This window comes from Afipia dichlorophenoxyacetatis, from assembly GCF_055386385.1.
Window position 1 is genome coordinate 3,085,534 of record NZ_AP029250.1, and the last position, 15,911, is coordinate 3,101,444.

Sequence of the window (15,911 nt, forward strand, 5' to 3'; positions counted from 1 at the left end):
GAGGAAGTTGTGGGTTGGAATAAGCCTACAACCACTGGGGTTTTCCGTTCACTTGACACCCCGCTAAGCCATCGCCACCTAATGTCAGGCTGCGGAGCTTGGCCTTCGAGATTCGCTGCAAATCTACCCGGGCAGGTGAGAGGCCGCGTTAGCGGCCGTTGGCTCAAAAGAGCTCTTTCCTTTCCGGCACACACGGCACCTTGTGGTGGTTGCGTCTGAACGGCGGACTGCGTGCAAGGGGGCGCAACATAAGGAATATGGGCATGACTGCCTCAAAGCCTCGTCCAACCATCGTTCACGGCGAAAGCCATTCCTACCCAGTATTGCCGCTTCGCGACATCGTCGTTTTCCCGCACATGATCGTGCCGCTGTTCGTCGGCCGCGAGAAATCGATCAAGGCGCTCGAAGAGGTGATGAAGAACGATGCTCTGATTTTCCTCGCGACGCAGAAGAACGCGTCCGATGACGATCCGACACCGGATTCCATTTATGAGATCGGCACGCTCGCAAGCGTGTTGCAGCTCCTGAAGCTGCCTGACGGCACCGTCAAGGTGCTGGTCGAAGGTCTGGAGCGCGCCAAGGCTGACAAGTATTCCGATCGGACTGACTTCTATGAAGCCAGCGCGGTTGCGCTCGCCGATGTCGATGCCAGCAGCGTCGAAGCGGAAGCCTTGTCGCGTTCGGTCGTCTCCGACTTCGAAAGCTACGTGAAGCTGAACAAGAAGATTTCCGCCGAAGTGGTGGGTGTCGTTCAGCAGATCACGGATTTCGCGAAGCTGGCGGATACCATCGCCTCGCACCTCGCCGTGAAGATTTCCGATCGCCAGGCGATCCTGGAAACGCTGTCCGTCTCCCAACGCCTTGAGAAGGTGATGGGCCTGATGGAGAGCGAGATCTCTGTGCTGCAGGTCGAGAAGAAGATCCGCTCGCGCGTCAAGCGCCAGATGGAGAAGACCCAGCGCGAGTATTACCTGAACGAGCAGATGAAGGCGATCCAGAAGGAGCTCGGCGACGACGAAGGTCGCGACGAGTTGGCTGATCTGGAAGAGAAAATCGCCAAGACCAAGCTCTCGAAGGAAGCTCGCGAGAAGGCTCAGCATGAATTGAAGAAGCTGCGGCAGATGTCTCCGATGTCCGCCGAAGCAACGGTCGTGCGCAACTACCTCGACTGGCTGTTGTCGATCCCATGGGGCAAGAAGTCCAAGGTCAAGAAGGACCTCGTTGCCGCGCAGGAAGTTCTCGACAGCGATCACTACGGGCTTGAGAAGGTCAAGGATCGCATCGTCGAGTATCTCGCCGTGCAGTCCCGTGCCAACAAGCTGACCGGTCCGATTCTGTGCCTCGTTGGCCCTCCGGGCGTCGGCAAGACCTCGCTCGGCAAGTCGATCGCGAAGGCGACCGGACGTGAGTTCGTGCGCGTGTCGCTGGGTGGTGTGCGTGACGAAGCGGAAATCCGTGGTCACCGCCGCACCTACATCGGCTCGATGCCTGGCAAGATCATCCAGTCGATGCGGAAGGCGAAGACGTCGAACCCGCTGTTCCTGCTCGACGAGATCGACAAGATGGGGTCCGATTTCCGTGGCGATCCGTCGTCGGCTTTGCTCGAGGTCCTCGACCCTGAGCAGAACGCGACGTTCAACGATCACTACCTGGAGATCGACTACGACCTGTCGAACGTGATGTTCATCACGACCGCGAATACGCTGAATATTCCCGGCCCGCTGATGGACCGCATGGAGATCATCCGGATCGCCGGCTACACGGAGAACGAGAAGGTTGAGATTTCGCGCAAGCACCTCATCCCGAGCGCAATCTCCAAGCACGGTTTGAACTCGAAGGAGTTCTCGATCGATGACGGTGCGCTGTTGCTGATGATCCGCCGCTACACCCGTGAAGCGGGTGTGCGTAACCTCGAGCGTGAACTTTCGACGCTGGCCCGCAAGGCCGTGAAGGAGTTGATGATCTCGAAGAAGAAGTCGGTGAAGGTGACGGAGGAAGTCCTTGAGGAATTCCTCGGCGTGCCGAAGTATCGCTTCGGCGAGATCGAGCAGGACGATCAGGTCGGTGTCGTGACCGGTCTGGCGTGGACGGATGTCGGCGGCGAGTTGCTCACCATTGAAAGTGTCATGATGCCCGGCAAGGGCCGCATGACCGTGACGGGCAACCTGCGCGACGTGATGAAGGAGTCGATCTCGGCTGCTGCATCTTACGTCCGCTCACGGGCGATCACTTACGGCGTTGAACCGCCGCTGTTCGATCGTCGTGACATCCACGTGCACGTGCCGGAAGGCGCGACGCCGAAGGATGGACCGTCGGCCGGTGTTGCGATGGCAACCACCATCGTCTCGGTGCTGACGGGCATTCCGATCCGGCATGATGTCGCCATGACCGGCGAGATCACGCTGCGGGGCCGCGTGCTGCCGATCGGCGGTCTGAAGGAGAAGCTGCTTGCTGCTGCCCGTGGCGGCATCAAGACGGTCTTCATTCCTGAGGACAACGCCAAGGACCTGACGGAGATTTCCGACGCCATCAAGGGCGGTTTGGAGATCATCCCGGTCTCGCGAATGGACGACGTCTTGTCCAAGGCGTTGGTGCGGGCTCCGACACCGATCGTCTGGGAAGAGGATACGGCCGTGCCGACCAAGTCCGACACGTCGGACGAGGGTTCGGGGCTGACCGCGCACTGACGCGAACAAGAGAGTGAACGGAAACGGCGCCTTCGGGCGCCGTTTTTGTTTGGATCTTTCGAGCGATTGGCCGCGATCGACACGCTAATCGAAGAAACCGTTCGCCGCGCGATATAGCGGGGATGGGTTCGCGGTCACAAGAACCACGTTGAAGCCGGCTGCGCCATCCTCGTGCCAGACGGCCACGAAAACCTGGGCAGGAGGTTCGTCGTCTCCCGGGCGCGTGTAGGTTCTCACCATGGATTTGTCCACAAGGCGGCTTTCAGGAAGCAGGGCGTTATTGCCGCCTTCCGAGACATTGCTCCATCCACGTTTGCGAAGCTGCGTATCGAAGAAGGCCTGGATCTCCGGCACTGACTTCCAACCCTGGGTTTCTGGATAGGCTGTTCCCACCTCACGGTGCACCCAGAGAGTGCCGGTGACGTGGGCGTAGCCGAGGGATGAATATTGCTTCTCCCGCCAGAAGTCGCCGCCGCTTTCCTGGGGGGTAACCGGAATCCGCAAGTCGATGTAGTGAGGCAGGGTCATCCATACCGCAATCGCTGCGGCAATGAGGAGCGGGGTGGCGACTGCGAGTGCAAGCGCAAACCACTTTTTCATAGGCGTTCTCGAAACGGGAAAGTCCGTCCCGGTTTGACGCGATGAAATTGAAAGTGGTTCAAGGGGATGGTAGGCGGTGAGAGATTCGAACTCCCGACCCTCTCGGTGTAAACGAGATGCTCTAACCAGCTGAGCTAACCGCCCTCCAGAGCTTGTATTTGCACTGCCGCGCAAATCTGCGCAAGCCTTAATACGGTTTGTCACGGCTCCGCCATTTTAGCGAACTAGACATCCCCGCCCGGCATTGCGGCGGGCAGCTTTCAAGTGTCTTCAGTGAGCATGGTTGTGTCCGATGAAGTATTTCCTGTGCCGTTTCGTTCCGCCTGCGCCCGATTTCATCAGGACCATGACACCGGACCAGAAGTCACTCATGAAAGAGCACGGGGAGTTCCTGCAGCGCTTGCTGGAAAAAGGAAATCTTGTTGCGCATGGACCGGTCGCTGATCCGGCCGGCGGATGGGGCATGTCCCTGTTCGTCGCAAATGATGACCAGAATGCCGAGGACGTTCAGGCAACCGTTTCCGATGATCCCATGATCAAGGCCGGCATCGGCGCCAGGTACGATGTGCTGCCCATGCTTCAGTTGCGCATGCGCGCCTGAGAAGAAATTTTCAGCCAGGGGTGCTGTCATCCAGCCGATGCTGGCAGCGGCGTGGTCGGCTTTGGCGTGCGGTTGATCAGAAGTTTGGTCAGATAGCGTCGGCTGGGGTTTTCAATCAGCCGGAACGAGACGCGGCCGAGGATCAGGACCAGCAGCGAAGCCCCGAGTGCCAACGACACCTGCGCGGGGAGGCCGATGGATTTCGAGATGCTCGAAATCAGGATCATGCCGACAGCGTAGTGAAAGAGGTAGATCGAGTAGCTGCACTCGCCGACCCAGACCAGCGGTTTCGCCTGTAGAATGTTGATACGCCCGTTCTTCGCGATCAGCAGCCAGAATGTCGCGATGAAGAGAAGCGCAATGCCGCTTGCGACCACCGGATTTCGGCTGATGATCGCGTAGTGAGTGCTGCTGATGCAGATCGGGATGAACACAGCCACGAGCAGCGCGAAGGCGAGCTGCTGTGAAATCCGGTTTTGATACAGCTCGTAGAATAAGGCGCCGGCCGCAAACCACGGCATGAACTCAGGCACTAAAGCTATGTCGTAGAGTTCTCCAGCGTGCAGGGAAAAAAGCCTGATCAAGAACCAGATGCAGCAGTCCACCAACGCGAAGATCGTCAGATTGCGCGCGAAGTTCTTGCCTGAAAGCCCCCAGAACAGGAGGGCCGCAATCAAATAGAAGCGAATTTCCACCACCAGCGACCAGTAAACCCCCGTTACGAAATCGACGTGGGGAAACGCGCCGGACCACAGAACGGTCGGCGTCAATGTCAGTGAAGGGAGGAAGTTCGGCCACATCTGCCGGCGCGTAAGAGCAAAGGGCGCATCAGACCAATTGAGTAAGAAGAACGTGACCACCGCGGAGAACAGCAGCGCAGGCCATATGCGCACGAACCGGCGCAGCAGAAATTCAAGCGGCGAGCCGGACTTCTCCAGCGTCAACGCAATGACGAATCCCGAGATGATGAAGAACAGCTCAACGCCGAGATAGCCGTACTTGAATAACGGAACACCGGTGAAGGTCTCTCCGTAGGGATAGAGGTGCGATTTATAGTAGGCGGATTCGAGATGGTAGAAATAGTGAAAGCCCATCACCAACAGGATGGCGACACCCCTCAAGCCGTCCAAGGCATCTAACCGTTTGTCAGTCATTACGCGTCCAGCGCAGCTACCAGCACCGGGTGTAATCTAGCATCGCGATCGGGAAAGTTAAGCGATGCGGACCTTTATGGGGCGACGTTGTCCCATTCCGTAGTTGCAGAGCGGACATCTGCGGGGTGAGCGATACCAGGTTTCAGGCCGGCGATGGCTTCGGGGAGAGTATGGCTGAAGATGCCTGTTTTCAGGCCAGCCAGCGTGCGGACCATTTCGCGTCTCAGATAAGGGATGACCTTCAAGTGGTTGAAAGACACATCCCTCAGTGCCGAAAACGTGAGTGAATCGGACTGAAAGAATGGCGTCATGATCGCACTCGCCATTTGATAGAAGCGGACATGGCCGCGCCGCGTTTTCGCGTATGCCGACAACGCAATATCAAGATCATCGTTGTCTGCAAGGGCGTCGTTCAGAGCCAATGCATCGAGCAATCCATTGTTGGCGCCTTGGCCAAGCTGAGGCGATGTCGCATGAGCGGAATCGCCCACAAGGACGACAGGGCCCTTGAACGGACGCCGGGCTGTAAAATGTGTGTAGCTCGCCAGCGTGAGGTCGTCGGGACCGGCAAGCCGCGTGATAGCCGGCGTCAGTTCAGGCCAGAGTGCAATGACACACTCGCGCCAGTGCTCGAAGTTTTCCCGCCAAGTCTGATACTCGGCTGGCTTCAGGCTCCAGAACAACGCGGCAAGAGGTGGTCCTTCGCTGGTGACACGGCCAATCGGCAGATAACCGACCATCTCCCTTGCTGCGACATAGCGCTGGGACAGGGAGCCGGGTGCAATGCCGATGTCGGGGATACTTGCCCAGACCGCGCCGTAGGTGAACTGATGCGCCGCATCGGGAGTGACAAGTGCGCGCAGCGCGGAATTTGCTCCCGAGGCATCGACGACAAGATCAAAGGTGCCGTTGATGACGCCCGCGCTGGTTTTCAGCTTGACCCTTGAGTCCGATTGCAGTTCGAAGCCGCTAATCTGTCGTCCCGTTTCAAGGGCCGCGCCACTGGTCTTGAAGTTCTCCCAGAGCACACCGTGCAGCAACGCACGGTGGACCGCGATGGCGTAATAGGCCGGGTCGAGGTCTGCATAGGCGAGATCAAAGATCTGTGTGCCTTTGTCGGTCGCGCCATACAAGCGCTCGATGCGGTGCCCGAGCGCTTCGATGGTGTGCCGCAGGCCCATCCGTTCCAGTACGGCGAGGCCTGTCGGCTGCAGCATCAGGCCTGAGCCGAGCGGCAGTGACGTGGAGAACCGTTCGAAGACGACAACGTTGTGCCCGGCCATCTTGAGCATCGCCGCAGTTGCGAGCCCAGCCACACCGGCGCCGACAACTGCAATATCAATCGATCGGCGCATGCACGTCCGCACTATAAGGGATTGGACCGCATGTCCGCGAGATCACGCGCGCTCTTCCCAGACCATCGCCAGGTGCACGATGGTCCGCACCGCAGCTTCCATGTCCTGGACACTGACCCATTCCAGCCGGGAATGAAACGCGTGCTCGCCGGCGAAGATGTTCGGGCAGGGCAGCCCCATGAAGGACAATCGTGAGCCGTCAGTTCCGCCGCGAATGCTGCTTTTGATAGGCGAGAGCCCGGCGCGGCGGATCGCTTCGATCGCGTTGTCGACGACCTCGGGATTCCGATCGAGAACCACCTTCATGTTGCGGTACTGCTGCTTGACCTCGAACTTGTAGGACGACCGCGGAAAGTCGGTCATGACATTCCGGACGATCTGCTCGAGCAGAGCTTCCTTTTGCTTGAGACCTTCTTCTGTGAAGTCGCGCACGATCAGCGCCAGCGTCGCGCTGTCGAGGCCGCCGTTCAGACCGGTCGGGTGCAGGAAGCCCTCGCGCCCTTCGGTCGTTTCAGGGGCGAGATCTTTCGGCAGACGATCGATGATGCGCGCTGCGATCTTGAGCGCATGCTCCATCTGGCCTTTAGCAAATCCGGGGTGAACGCTGACGCCCTGGATGGTGATGATGGCGGCATCCGCGGAAAAGGTCTCGTCCTCCAGATGACCGGCGCTTTCGCCATCCATGGTGTAGCCGAATTGGGCGCCGAGCTTCTTCAGGTCGACCTTGTCGGCGCCGCGGCCGATTTCCTCGTCAGGCGTGAAAAGGATCTTGATGGTGCCATGCCTGATCTGTGGGTTGGCGAGCAGGAACTGAGCGGCATCCATGATCTCTGCCACGCCCGCCTTGTTGTCGGCGCCGAGCAGGGTGGTGCCGTCGGTCGTGACGATGTCATTGCCGATCTGGTCGGCGAGGGCCGGATTGTCGGCGGCGCGGATGATTTGGGATGGATCGGCCGGCAGCACGATGTCGCCGCCCTGATAGTTGCGGACGATCTGTGGCTTCACATCCTTGCCGGTGCAGTCCGGCGAAGTGTCCATATGCGAGCAGAAGCAGATGACCGGAACAGTCTTGTCGGTCGTGGCCGGGATCGTCGCATAGACATAGCCATGCTCGTCCATGTGGGCGTCCTTCAATCCGAGGTCCTGCAGCTCCTTGGCGAGAAGGCGGCCCAGGTCCTTCTGCTTGGCCGTGGAGGGGCAGGTGGGCGATTCCGGATCGGATTGGGTGTCGATGCGGACGTAGCGCAGGAAGCGGTCGGTGACGCTGTGTGTGAATGTGATGGAGCTCATGGGGACATCATGCTGACGGACAGAGATATTTTCGCGCGGCCGGCCGAGTCCGACGTTGCGATCTATAGGCAGCCTATCCTCGGCGTCTGAAGCAGGCCACAAATGAAAACGCCACCCCGACCATGAAGGCCGGGATGGCGCAAATCAGGAAAGCCTTGGATCGAAACGATCAGACCGCTTCCTTCAGCTCCTTGGCGGCGCGGAAGGCGACCTTCTTGCTGGCCTTGATTTGGATCTGTTCGCCGGTGGCGGGGTTGCGGCCCATGCGGGCAGCGCGCTTGCGGACCTGGAGGATGCCGAGGCCGACGATGCGGATGCGCTCGCCCTTCTTCAGGTGCTTGGTGATTCGGGTCACGAGGTCGGTCAGAATCGCCTCGGAGGCCTTCTTCGACAATTCATGATCTTCAGCGAGCGCGGCGGCAAGGTGCTTGAGGGTGACAGTAGCTGGGGTAGCTGCGGCTTTTTTCGCCATATTTGGCTCTCCTCGGTGGTGCTGGCTCAAGAAAATACGATGTATCAGGGCTTAGTTGATTCTGACGCTATCTGACTACGCTGTTTTGCCCGTAAACAGCCGGTTAATCGCATCAACAGGTAAAAAGCAGCCAATGTGCAAGGTGTTTCGCAACGTCCTTGACTTGGAATGTTCAGCCCTTTAAGTCCCACCACCTGCACGGATCACATCCGATCTGCGCGGGAGTAGCTCAGTTGGTTAGAGCGCCGGCCTGTCACGCCGGAGGTCGCGGGTTCGAGCCCCGTCTCTCGCGCCACTTACGCGATCATCCCCAAAATTCAGAGACTTAGGATCGGAACTCGCCAGCGGGCGATCGGGCATTGAGCCATGTTCCGCGTTCAAGCGGGCTTCCCTCCCATTGCCCCTTTCAGGTTCGGCGGACACTCCTGTAAAGCTACGGGGCGCCGCGCCCCGCGTTCGGGCGCGCCCAATGAGAATCAGCTTCAGGCGAGGGACGACCGTATGTCGACGAATAAGACCAACAGAACCTACAGGCTTGCGGTGATCCCGGGAGACGGGATCGGCAAGGAAGTCGTCCCGGAAGGACTGCGCGTGCTGGAGGCGGCGGCGAAGAAGTTCAACTTCAACCTGCAGCTTGATGAATTCGACTTTGCCTCCTGCGATTACTACCAAAAGCACGGCAAGATGATGCCGGACGATTGGAAGGCCCAGATCGGCGGCCATGACGCGATCTTTTTCGGCGCGGTCGGTATGCCGTCGATTCTGCCCGACCACATCTCGCTATGGGGCTCGCTGATCCAGTTTCGAAGGGAGTTCGACCAGTACGTGAACCTGCGGCCGGTTCGCCTGATGCCGGGCGTCAAGTCGCCGTTGGCCGGGCGCAAGCCGGGCGATATCGATTTCTTCGTGGTCCGTGAAAATACCGAGGGTGAGTACTCCTCAATCGGCGGCCGGATGTTCCCAGGCACCGAGCGCGAGGCTGTGATTCAGGAAACCGTGATGTCGCGGGTCGGTGTGGATCGGATCCTGAAATTCGCATTCGAACTGGCCCAAAGCCGCCCGAAAAAGCACCTGACCTCGGCAACCAAGTCGAACGGTATTTCCATCACAATGCCGTACTGGGATGAGCGCGTGGAGGAGATGGCCAAGAACTATCCCGGCGTGAAGTGGGACAAGTACCATATCGATATTCTGGCCGCGAACTTCGTGCTGCATCCCGACTGGTTCGATGTCGTCGTCGGCTCGAACCTGTTCGGCGACATCCTCTCCGACCTGGGCCCGGCCTGCACCGGCACCATCGGCATAGCCCCCTCGGGAAGTCTCAATCCGGAACGGAAGTTTCCGTCGCTGTTCGAGCCGGTTCATGGCTCGGCGCCGGACATCGCCGGGAAGGGAATCGCTAACCCTGTGGGGCAGATCTGGTCTGCGGCGATGATGCTTGATCATCTCGGGGAGCCGGAAGCCGGCAAGGCGATCGTCACTGCGATCGAAACGATCTTGGCGCAAGAAAAACTGCGGACGCGAGATCTCGGCGGTCAGGCCGATACGGTGGGTTGCGGTACCGAGATCGCACGCGCCTTGTCGTAACGGTGGATGCAGTTTTCGCTTGGTTTTACGGGTTCCGGCACAACGCCGGGACCCGTTCCCTTTTCATCACCTGGAAGTCACTCTCTCCGTGCAGGATGCCGCTCGACGGAAGAGGGATAGCGGCTATGCAGGGATGTTGAGGGCGCAAAAACGTTAGAATAGCTTGGCTTGCCCTTGCTGTTGCGCTGCGCTATGCCCTCAGAACCATTCCAAACTGGCGCGAATCTTCGCAAGCCGATTGGACAGGATTGAGGGTCGCCGATGGGCGGAATCTTACAGAACTATCTGCCACTTGTGGTGTTTATTGGGGTAGCGACCGTCATAGGTCTCGCATTGCTGGTGGCGCCTTTCCTCGTCGCCTACCAACAGCCCGACCCTGAGAAACTTTCAGCCTACGAATGTGGCTTCAATGCATTCGACGATGCGCGCATGAAGTTCGATGTGCGTTTTTATCTGGTCGCCATCCTTTTCATCATCTTCGATCTTGAGGTCGCGTTCCTATTTCCATGGGCGGTCGCATTCGGAAAGCTCGGCGCGGCCGGCTTCTGGTCGATGATGGTATTCCTCGGCGTGCTGACGATCGGATTTGCTTACGAGTGGAAGAAGGGAGCCCTGGAATGGGATTGAGCCCCGTGCTGCAGCCTGCTGTTTCGCAGCCATCCACAGGAATCATCGATCCGCGTACCGGTCAGCCGATCGGCGCGGACGACAAGTTTTTCCTCGAAGTGAACCACGAGCTGTCCGACAAGGGCTTCTTCGTCGCCGCCGCCGATGACCTGATCACCTGGGCCCGCACCGGTTCGCTGATGTGGATGACCTTCGGCCTCGCATGCTGCGCCGTCGAGATGATGCAGGTGTCGATGCCGCGCTACGACGTTGAGCGATTCGGCTTCGCGCCGCGCGCGTCGCCGCGCCAGTCGGACGTCATGATCGTCGCCGGCACCCTGACCAACAAGATGGCGCCCGCGCTTCGCAAGGTCTACGACCAGATGCCGGAGCCGCGTTACGTCATCTCGATGGGCTCGTGCGCCAATGGCGGCGGCTACTATCACTATTCGTATTCGGTGGTGCGCGGCTGCGATCGCATCGTGCCCGTCGATATCTATGTCCCGGGCTGTCCGCCCACGGCGGAAGCGCTGCTGTACGGCGTCCTGCTGTTGCAGAAGAAAATCCGGCGCACCGGAACGATTGAACGGTAATCCTCATGGATGACGCGAAACTCGACGCTCTCGGTCAAACGATTGTTGCCGCCTTGCCCGGCGCGGCACTCGGCCATGCCGTTGCGTTCAACCAGCTGACCATCAACGTCAATATCGAGAAGATCGTCGAGATCGTGCGCACGCTGCGCGATGATCAGCGGTTTCGCTTCGTGAATTTCACGGATGTGACCGCGGTGGATTACCCCGGCCGCGAGAACCGTTTTGACGTGATCTATCACTTCCTGTCACCGATCCTGAATGCACGCGTTCGGCTGCGCGGGGAAGCGAACGAGACCACGCAGGTGCCGTCGATCATCGATGTGTTTCCGGGCTCTGACTGGTTTGAGCGCGAGACCTACGATCTCTATGGCGTGATCTTCACCGGGCATCCGGACATGCGCCGCCTGCTGACCGACTACGGCTTCGAAGGTCATCCGCTGCGCAAAGACTTCCCGACGACCGGTTTCGTCGAGGTCCGCTACGACGACCAGGAAAAGCGTGTTGTGTACGAGCCGGTCCGGCTCAATCAGGAATTCCGCAAGTTCGATTTCCTCTCGCCATGGGAAGGCGCGGATTACCCGCTCCCGGGTGACGAGAAAGCGAAAGCCGACGCGAAGCCTGCGCCGAAGGTGGGTGGCTGATGAACGAAGCACCGGGAATGCGCAATTTTACGATCAACTTCGGACCGCAGCATCCGGCGGCGCACGGCGTGTTGCGCCTCGTGCTGGAGCTGGACGGCGAAGTGGTTGAACGCGTCGATCCGCATATCGGCCTGCTTCACCGCGGCACCGAAAAGCTGATCGAGCAAAAGACCTATCTGCAGGCGATTCCTTACTTTGATCGGCTCGACTACGTCGCGCCGATGAATCAGGAACATGCGTTCTGCCTCGCGGCCGAAAAGCTGCTTGGCATCTCGGTGCCGCGCCGCGGACAGCTGATCCGCGTGCTCTACTGCGAAATCGGCCGCATCCTGTCGCACATCCTCAACGTTACCACGCAGGCGATGGACGTCGGTGCTCTGACGCCGCCGCTGTGGGGCTTTGAAGAGCGCGAAAAGCTGATGGTGTTTTATGAGCGCGCCTCGGGTTCGCGCATGCACGCCGCGTTCTTCCGCGTCGGCGGCGTCCACCAGGACCTGCCGCCGCAACTCATCGACGACATTGAAGCGTGGTGCGATCCGTTCCTCCAAGTGGTGGACGATCTGGAAACGCTGCTCACAGACAACCGCATCTTCAAGCAGCGCAACGTCGATATCGGCGTCGTGACGCTGGAGCAGGCGTGGGAGTGGGGCTTCTCGGGCGTGATGGTTCGCGGCTCGGGCGCTTCATGGGATCTGCGCAAGGCGCAGCCTTACGAGTGCTACGACGAGATGGAATTCGATATCCCAATCGGCAAGAACGGCGACTGTTACGACCGCTACTGCATCCGCATGGAAGAGATGCGTCAGTCGGTCCGCATCATGAAACAGTGCATCCAGAAGCTGCGCGAACCGGAAGCGCAGGGCCCGGTTTCGTTTCAGGACAACAAGATCGTCCCGCCGAAGCGCGGTGAGATGAAGCGTTCGATGGAAGCGCTCATCCATCACTTCAAGCTCTACACCGAAGGTGTTCACGTTCCGGCCGGCGAAGTTTATGCGGCTGTCGAGGCGCCGAAGGGTGAGTTTGGCGTGTTCCTTGTCTCCGACGGCAGCAACAAGCCATACAAGTGCAAGATCCGCGCGCCGGGCTTTGCCCATCTGCAGGCAATGGACTTCATCTGCAAGGGCCACCTGCTGGCTGACGTGTCGGCCATTCTCGGTTCGCTCGATATCGTGTTCGGCGAGGTGGATCGCTGATGCCTCAGCCGCCTATCCAGTTTGACCGTGTCACCGGTGACATGCGCGGGGCAACGCCCTGGGAGCGCACCATCGGTTTCGCGCTGTTGGCTGGATCGAAGGTTGGCGCCTACATCTCGCATCGCGGTTACAACACATGCGCCAACATGTTGAAGACGTTGCTTCCCGAGCGTGACATCAACGTCATGCTCAGTCCGGACGCGGCGTTTTCGTTCCCGTATGGCGACGGTTACTGGAGCAAGCTGCTCAACCGTACGTTCAAGTACGAAGATGAGCTTGAGCTGCTTCTGCTTGATTCAAAAGACGTCGACTACACGCTGATCGATTGCGGCGCCAACTACGGCTACTGGTCGGTGATGGTGTCGAGCAAGCGCTTCGGATCGCATAAGTCGATCGCCATGGAGCCCTCGTCGAGGAATTTTCCGCGTCTTGCGCATAACGCCAAGATCAACGGCAGCCGCTTCTACCCGATCAATGCTGCAATTGGTTCGGTGCGGGGGACGGCCCGTCTGTCCGGAACTCGCCATGAGGCCTTCAGTATCGCAGACGCGCCGGATGCCGGCGGCGAGGAAGTCGCAGTGCTCGCGCTCGACAATCTGATCGAGGACGGCAGAATCCCGGCGCAAGGCAAATACATCGTCAAGCTCGACGTCGAAGGCGTCGAGATCGATGCGATGAAGGGCGGCAAGCGTCTCCTCGAAACCGACTCCGTGGTGATTTGCGAGGAGCACGGCAACGATCCGACCCACGCCGTCTCGCGTTACATTCTTGAACACACGCCGATGAAGGCGATCATTCATGATCCGGCAACGGATCGCTTCGAGCCGCTGACGCAGCTTTCGACGCTCGACCGCATCAAGGTCGCGTCGCACGTCGGTTACAATGTCTTCGCTACGTCAAGTGCGTTCTGGGAACAGCGCATCTACGGCTTGAATTCTGGCAACACGCGCCGCGCAATGGCGCAATGAAAGATTGAGAGACGTCTCCGATGGCTGTTCGCCGTTTGGCTCCGAAAGAAAAGCAACCTGCCAGCTTCACGTTCACTGAGGAGAACCTCGCGTGGGCGAAGAAGCAGATCGAGAAGTATCCGCCGGGCCGTCAGGCTTCGGCTGTGATTCCGGTCTTGTGGCGAGTGCAGGAGCAGCATGACGGCTGGGTGTCAGAAGTTGCGATCCGCGCCGTCGCTGACCTGCTTGGCATGCCTTATATCCGCGTGCTTGAGATCGCGACCTTCTACACGATGTTCCAGCTCGAGCCGGTCGGCAAAAAAGCGCACGTGCAGGTTTGCGGCACCACGCCGTGTATGCTGCGCGGCTCCAAGGACCTGATCGAGGTCTGCAAGCACCGCATCCATCACGATCCTTTCCACGTCTCGGACGACGGCAATTTCAGCTGGGAAGAGGTCGAGTGCCTCGGCGCATGCGTCAACGCACCGATGGTCATGATCTGGAAGGACACCTACGAGGATCTGACGCCCGAGACCCTGAACAAGGTGCTCGATGGTTTCGCGTCGGGTAATCCGCCGAAGCCTGGTCCGCAGGACGGTCGGCAGTACGCAGCACCCGCTGGCGGACCGCGCGTGCTGAAGAAGCAACCGGGAGGCGCATAATGACGGGCGAAGTTCTTCGTTACATCGTTCTGCACGCAGCCGGTGCGGCGGCGTTCATCTTTATTCTCAACTACTACATCCTCAAGACAGAGCTTCAGTCTGCGGTGTTCTGGGCCATCGGGTTCGGCGCTATGGCAGCCGGGCTCGCTTACCAGCAATCCAAACGCTGATCCTCGGGACGCGACCAACATGCTCGACGACAAGGACCGCATCTTCCGCAACCTCTACGGCCTCGACGACTGGGGCCTCGAGGGCGCGCGCCGTCGGGGGGCCTGGGATGGCACCAAGGCGATCATCGACAAGGGCCGCGACTGGATCATCAATGAGATGAAGGCGTCGGGCCTGCGCGGCCGCGGCGGGGCAGGTTTTCCGACCGGCATGAAATGGTCGTTCATGCCGAAGGACAACGCGGACGGACGCCCGAGCTACCTGGTGGTCAACGCCGACGAGTCCGAGCCCGGCACCTGTAAGGACCGCGAGATCATGCGGCATGATCCGCATCTGCTCGTGGAAGGCTGCCTGATCGCCAGCGCCGCCATGGGCGCGCATGTTTGCTACGTCTATGTTCGCGGCGAATTCATCCGCGAGCGTGAGCATCTTCAGGCTGCGGTCGATCAGGCTTACGAAGCCAAGCTGATCGGCAAGGACAACATCCACGGCTATCCGTTTGATCTTTATGTCCATCACGGCGCCGGCGCTTACATCTGCGGTGAAGAGACCGCGCTGCTTGAGAGCCTGGAAGGCAAGAAAGGCCAACCGCGGCTGAAGCCGCCATTCCCGGCCAACGTCGGTCTCTATGGTTGCCCGACCACCGTGAACAACGTCGAGTCGATCGCGGTTGCGCCAGATATTCTGCGCCGCGGCGCGGCCTGGTTCGCCAGTATCGGCCGTGCCAACAACGTCGGTACCAAGCTCTACGGCATCTCCGGTCACGTCAACACGCCTTGCGTCGTCGAAGACGCGATGAGCATTCCGTTCAAGGAACTCATCGAGAAACACGGCGGCGGCATTCGCGGCGGCTGGGATAATCTTCTGGCGATCATCCCGGGTGGCGCCTCGTGCCCGCTGATTCCGGCCGCGGATTGCGAAGAGCTGATCATGGATTTCGACGGCACCCGAGCCGTGAAGTCGAGCTTCGGCACCGCCGGTGTGATCGTGATGGACAAGTCGACTGACGTCGTCGCCGCCATCGCCCGCATCAGCTACTTCTTCAAGCATGAGAGCTGCGGCCAATGCACGCCGTGCCGCGAAGGCACCGGCTGGATGTGGCGCGTTCTCAGCCGCATGGTGGAAGGCCGCGCGCATCGTCGCGAGATCGACATGCTGCTCGAAGTGACCAAGCAGGTGGAAGGCCACACGATCTGTGCGTTGGGCGACGCTGCGGCCTGGCCGGTTCAAGGCCTCGTCCGTGCCTTCCGGCCGGAGATTGAACGGCGCATCGATGCGTTCTCACGCAATGCGGACAGGGATGACATGGGCATTCTCGATCCCGCTCACATGGTCGCTGCGGCGGAGTGAATGCG

The 15,911-nt window shown here is 59.7% G+C and carries 16 protein-coding genes and 2 tRNA genes; 12 read left to right on the forward strand and 6 right to left on the reverse strand.

All coding sequences use genetic code 11. From position 1 onward, the window contains the following. The first annotated feature begins 263 nt into the window (after positions 1-263). Complete coding sequence (lon, locus tag ACZ5C3_RS14555; protein ID WP_464030754.1) at positions 264-2,687, forward strand: endopeptidase La; 2,424 nt, start codon at positions 264-266, stop codon at positions 2,685-2,687. An 84-nt stretch (positions 2,688-2,771) separates the two neighbouring features. On the opposite strand, the gene ACZ5C3_RS14560 is transcribed toward lon, so the two are convergent. Both ACZ5C3_RS14560 and ACZ5C3_RS14565 read right to left on the reverse strand, forming a co-directional pair. After that, positions 2,772-3,287 (reverse strand): hypothetical protein, encoded by a 516-nt coding sequence (locus ACZ5C3_RS14560; protein ID WP_464044117.1) that lies wholly within the window; start codon positions 3,285-3,287, stop codon positions 2,772-2,774. Between the two features lie 67 nt (positions 3,288-3,354). After that, positions 3,355-3,431: transfer RNA gene (locus ACZ5C3_RS14565), tRNA-Val, on the reverse strand. A gap of 148 nt (positions 3,432-3,579) precedes the next feature. Between ACZ5C3_RS14565 and ACZ5C3_RS14570 the strand changes: the two genes are divergently transcribed. Then, positions 3,580-3,888 carry a YciI family protein gene (locus tag ACZ5C3_RS14570; protein ID WP_464044118.1) on the forward strand — a complete coding sequence of 103 codons (309 nt, stop codon included), beginning with the start codon at positions 3,580-3,582 and terminating at the stop codon, positions 3,886-3,888. Positions 3,889-3,914: 26 nt separating this feature from the next. Here the strand turns inward: ACZ5C3_RS14570 and ACZ5C3_RS14575 are convergent, their stop codons facing one another. From ACZ5C3_RS14575 to ACZ5C3_RS14590, 4 genes are all read right to left on the reverse strand, one after another. Beyond that, complete coding sequence (locus ACZ5C3_RS14575; RefSeq protein ID WP_464030758.1) at positions 3,915-5,042, reverse strand: acyltransferase family protein; 1,128 nt, start codon at positions 5,040-5,042, stop codon at positions 3,915-3,917. A gap of 74 nt (positions 5,043-5,116) precedes the next feature. Next, positions 5,117-6,397, reverse strand: a complete 1,281-nt coding sequence (locus ACZ5C3_RS14580) for an FAD-dependent oxidoreductase (protein WP_464030759.1) — start codon at positions 6,395-6,397, stop codon at positions 5,117-5,119. 42 nt (positions 6,398-6,439) lie between these two features. Further along, the gene (gene pepT / locus ACZ5C3_RS14585) at positions 6,440-7,687 is read right to left on the reverse strand and encodes a peptidase T (RefSeq protein ID WP_464030761.1); all 1,248 of its coding nucleotides are present in this window, start codon (positions 7,685-7,687) and stop codon (positions 6,440-6,442) included. Positions 7,688-7,856: 169 nt separating this feature from the next. Continuing rightward, complete coding sequence (locus ACZ5C3_RS14590; RefSeq protein WP_464030762.1) at positions 7,857-8,159, reverse strand: HU family DNA-binding protein; 303 nt, start codon at positions 8,157-8,159, stop codon at positions 7,857-7,859. 218 nt (positions 8,160-8,377) lie between these two features. Here ACZ5C3_RS14590 and ACZ5C3_RS14595 point away from each other — a divergent pair. The 10 genes from ACZ5C3_RS14595 to nuoF all read left to right on the forward strand — a co-directional run bounded on the left by ACZ5C3_RS14595 (position 8,378) and on the right by nuoF (position 15,906). Beyond that, a tRNA-Asp gene (locus ACZ5C3_RS14595) sits at positions 8,378-8,454 on the forward strand. A gap of 206 nt (positions 8,455-8,660) precedes the next feature. Next, positions 8,661-9,746 carry a tartrate dehydrogenase gene (locus ACZ5C3_RS14600; RefSeq protein WP_464044119.1) on the forward strand — a complete coding sequence of 362 codons (1,086 nt, stop codon included), beginning with the start codon at positions 8,661-8,663 and terminating at the stop codon, positions 9,744-9,746. Positions 9,747-10,007: 261 nt separating this feature from the next. Continuing rightward, positions 10,008-10,373 (forward strand): NADH-quinone oxidoreductase subunit A, encoded by a 366-nt coding sequence (locus ACZ5C3_RS14605; RefSeq protein WP_424631162.1) that lies wholly within the window; start codon positions 10,008-10,010, stop codon positions 10,371-10,373. Then, positions 10,364-10,945 carry a NuoB/complex I 20 kDa subunit family protein gene (locus tag ACZ5C3_RS14610; protein ID WP_464030764.1) on the forward strand — a complete coding sequence of 194 codons (582 nt, stop codon included), beginning with the start codon at positions 10,364-10,366 and terminating at the stop codon, positions 10,943-10,945. Before ACZ5C3_RS14605 ends, ACZ5C3_RS14610 begins: the two co-directional genes overlap by 10 nt. Before the next feature lie 5 nt (positions 10,946-10,950). After that, a complete protein-coding gene (locus ACZ5C3_RS14615; RefSeq protein WP_464030766.1) occupies positions 10,951-11,586 on the forward strand; it encodes an NADH-quinone oxidoreductase subunit C in 636 nt (211 codons plus the stop codon). Further along, positions 11,586-12,779, forward strand: coding sequence for an NADH-quinone oxidoreductase subunit D (locus tag ACZ5C3_RS14620; protein WP_464030768.1), 1,194 nt, complete (start codon positions 11,586-11,588; stop codon positions 12,777-12,779). Before ACZ5C3_RS14615 ends, ACZ5C3_RS14620 begins: the two co-directional genes overlap by 1 nt. Next, entirely contained in the window at positions 12,779-13,747 is a 969-nt protein-coding gene (locus ACZ5C3_RS14625; protein ID WP_464030769.1) for an FkbM family methyltransferase, read from the forward strand. Before ACZ5C3_RS14620 ends, ACZ5C3_RS14625 begins: the two co-directional genes overlap by 1 nt. Before the next feature lie 20 nt (positions 13,748-13,767). Continuing rightward, complete coding sequence (gene nuoE, locus ACZ5C3_RS14630; protein WP_464030770.1) at positions 13,768-14,388, forward strand: NADH-quinone oxidoreductase subunit NuoE; 621 nt, start codon at positions 13,768-13,770, stop codon at positions 14,386-14,388. Continuing rightward, positions 14,388-14,558 (forward strand): hypothetical protein, encoded by a 171-nt coding sequence (locus tag ACZ5C3_RS14635; protein WP_464030772.1) that lies wholly within the window; start codon positions 14,388-14,390, stop codon positions 14,556-14,558. The genes nuoE and ACZ5C3_RS14635 overlap by 1 nt, the downstream gene beginning before the upstream one ends. A 19-nt stretch (positions 14,559-14,577) precedes the next feature. Next, the gene (gene nuoF, locus ACZ5C3_RS14640; RefSeq protein ID WP_464030773.1) at positions 14,578-15,906 is read left to right on the forward strand and encodes an NADH-quinone oxidoreductase subunit NuoF; all 1,329 of its coding nucleotides are present in this window, start codon (positions 14,578-14,580) and stop codon (positions 15,904-15,906) included. Positions 15,907-15,911: the final 5 nt, after the last annotated feature.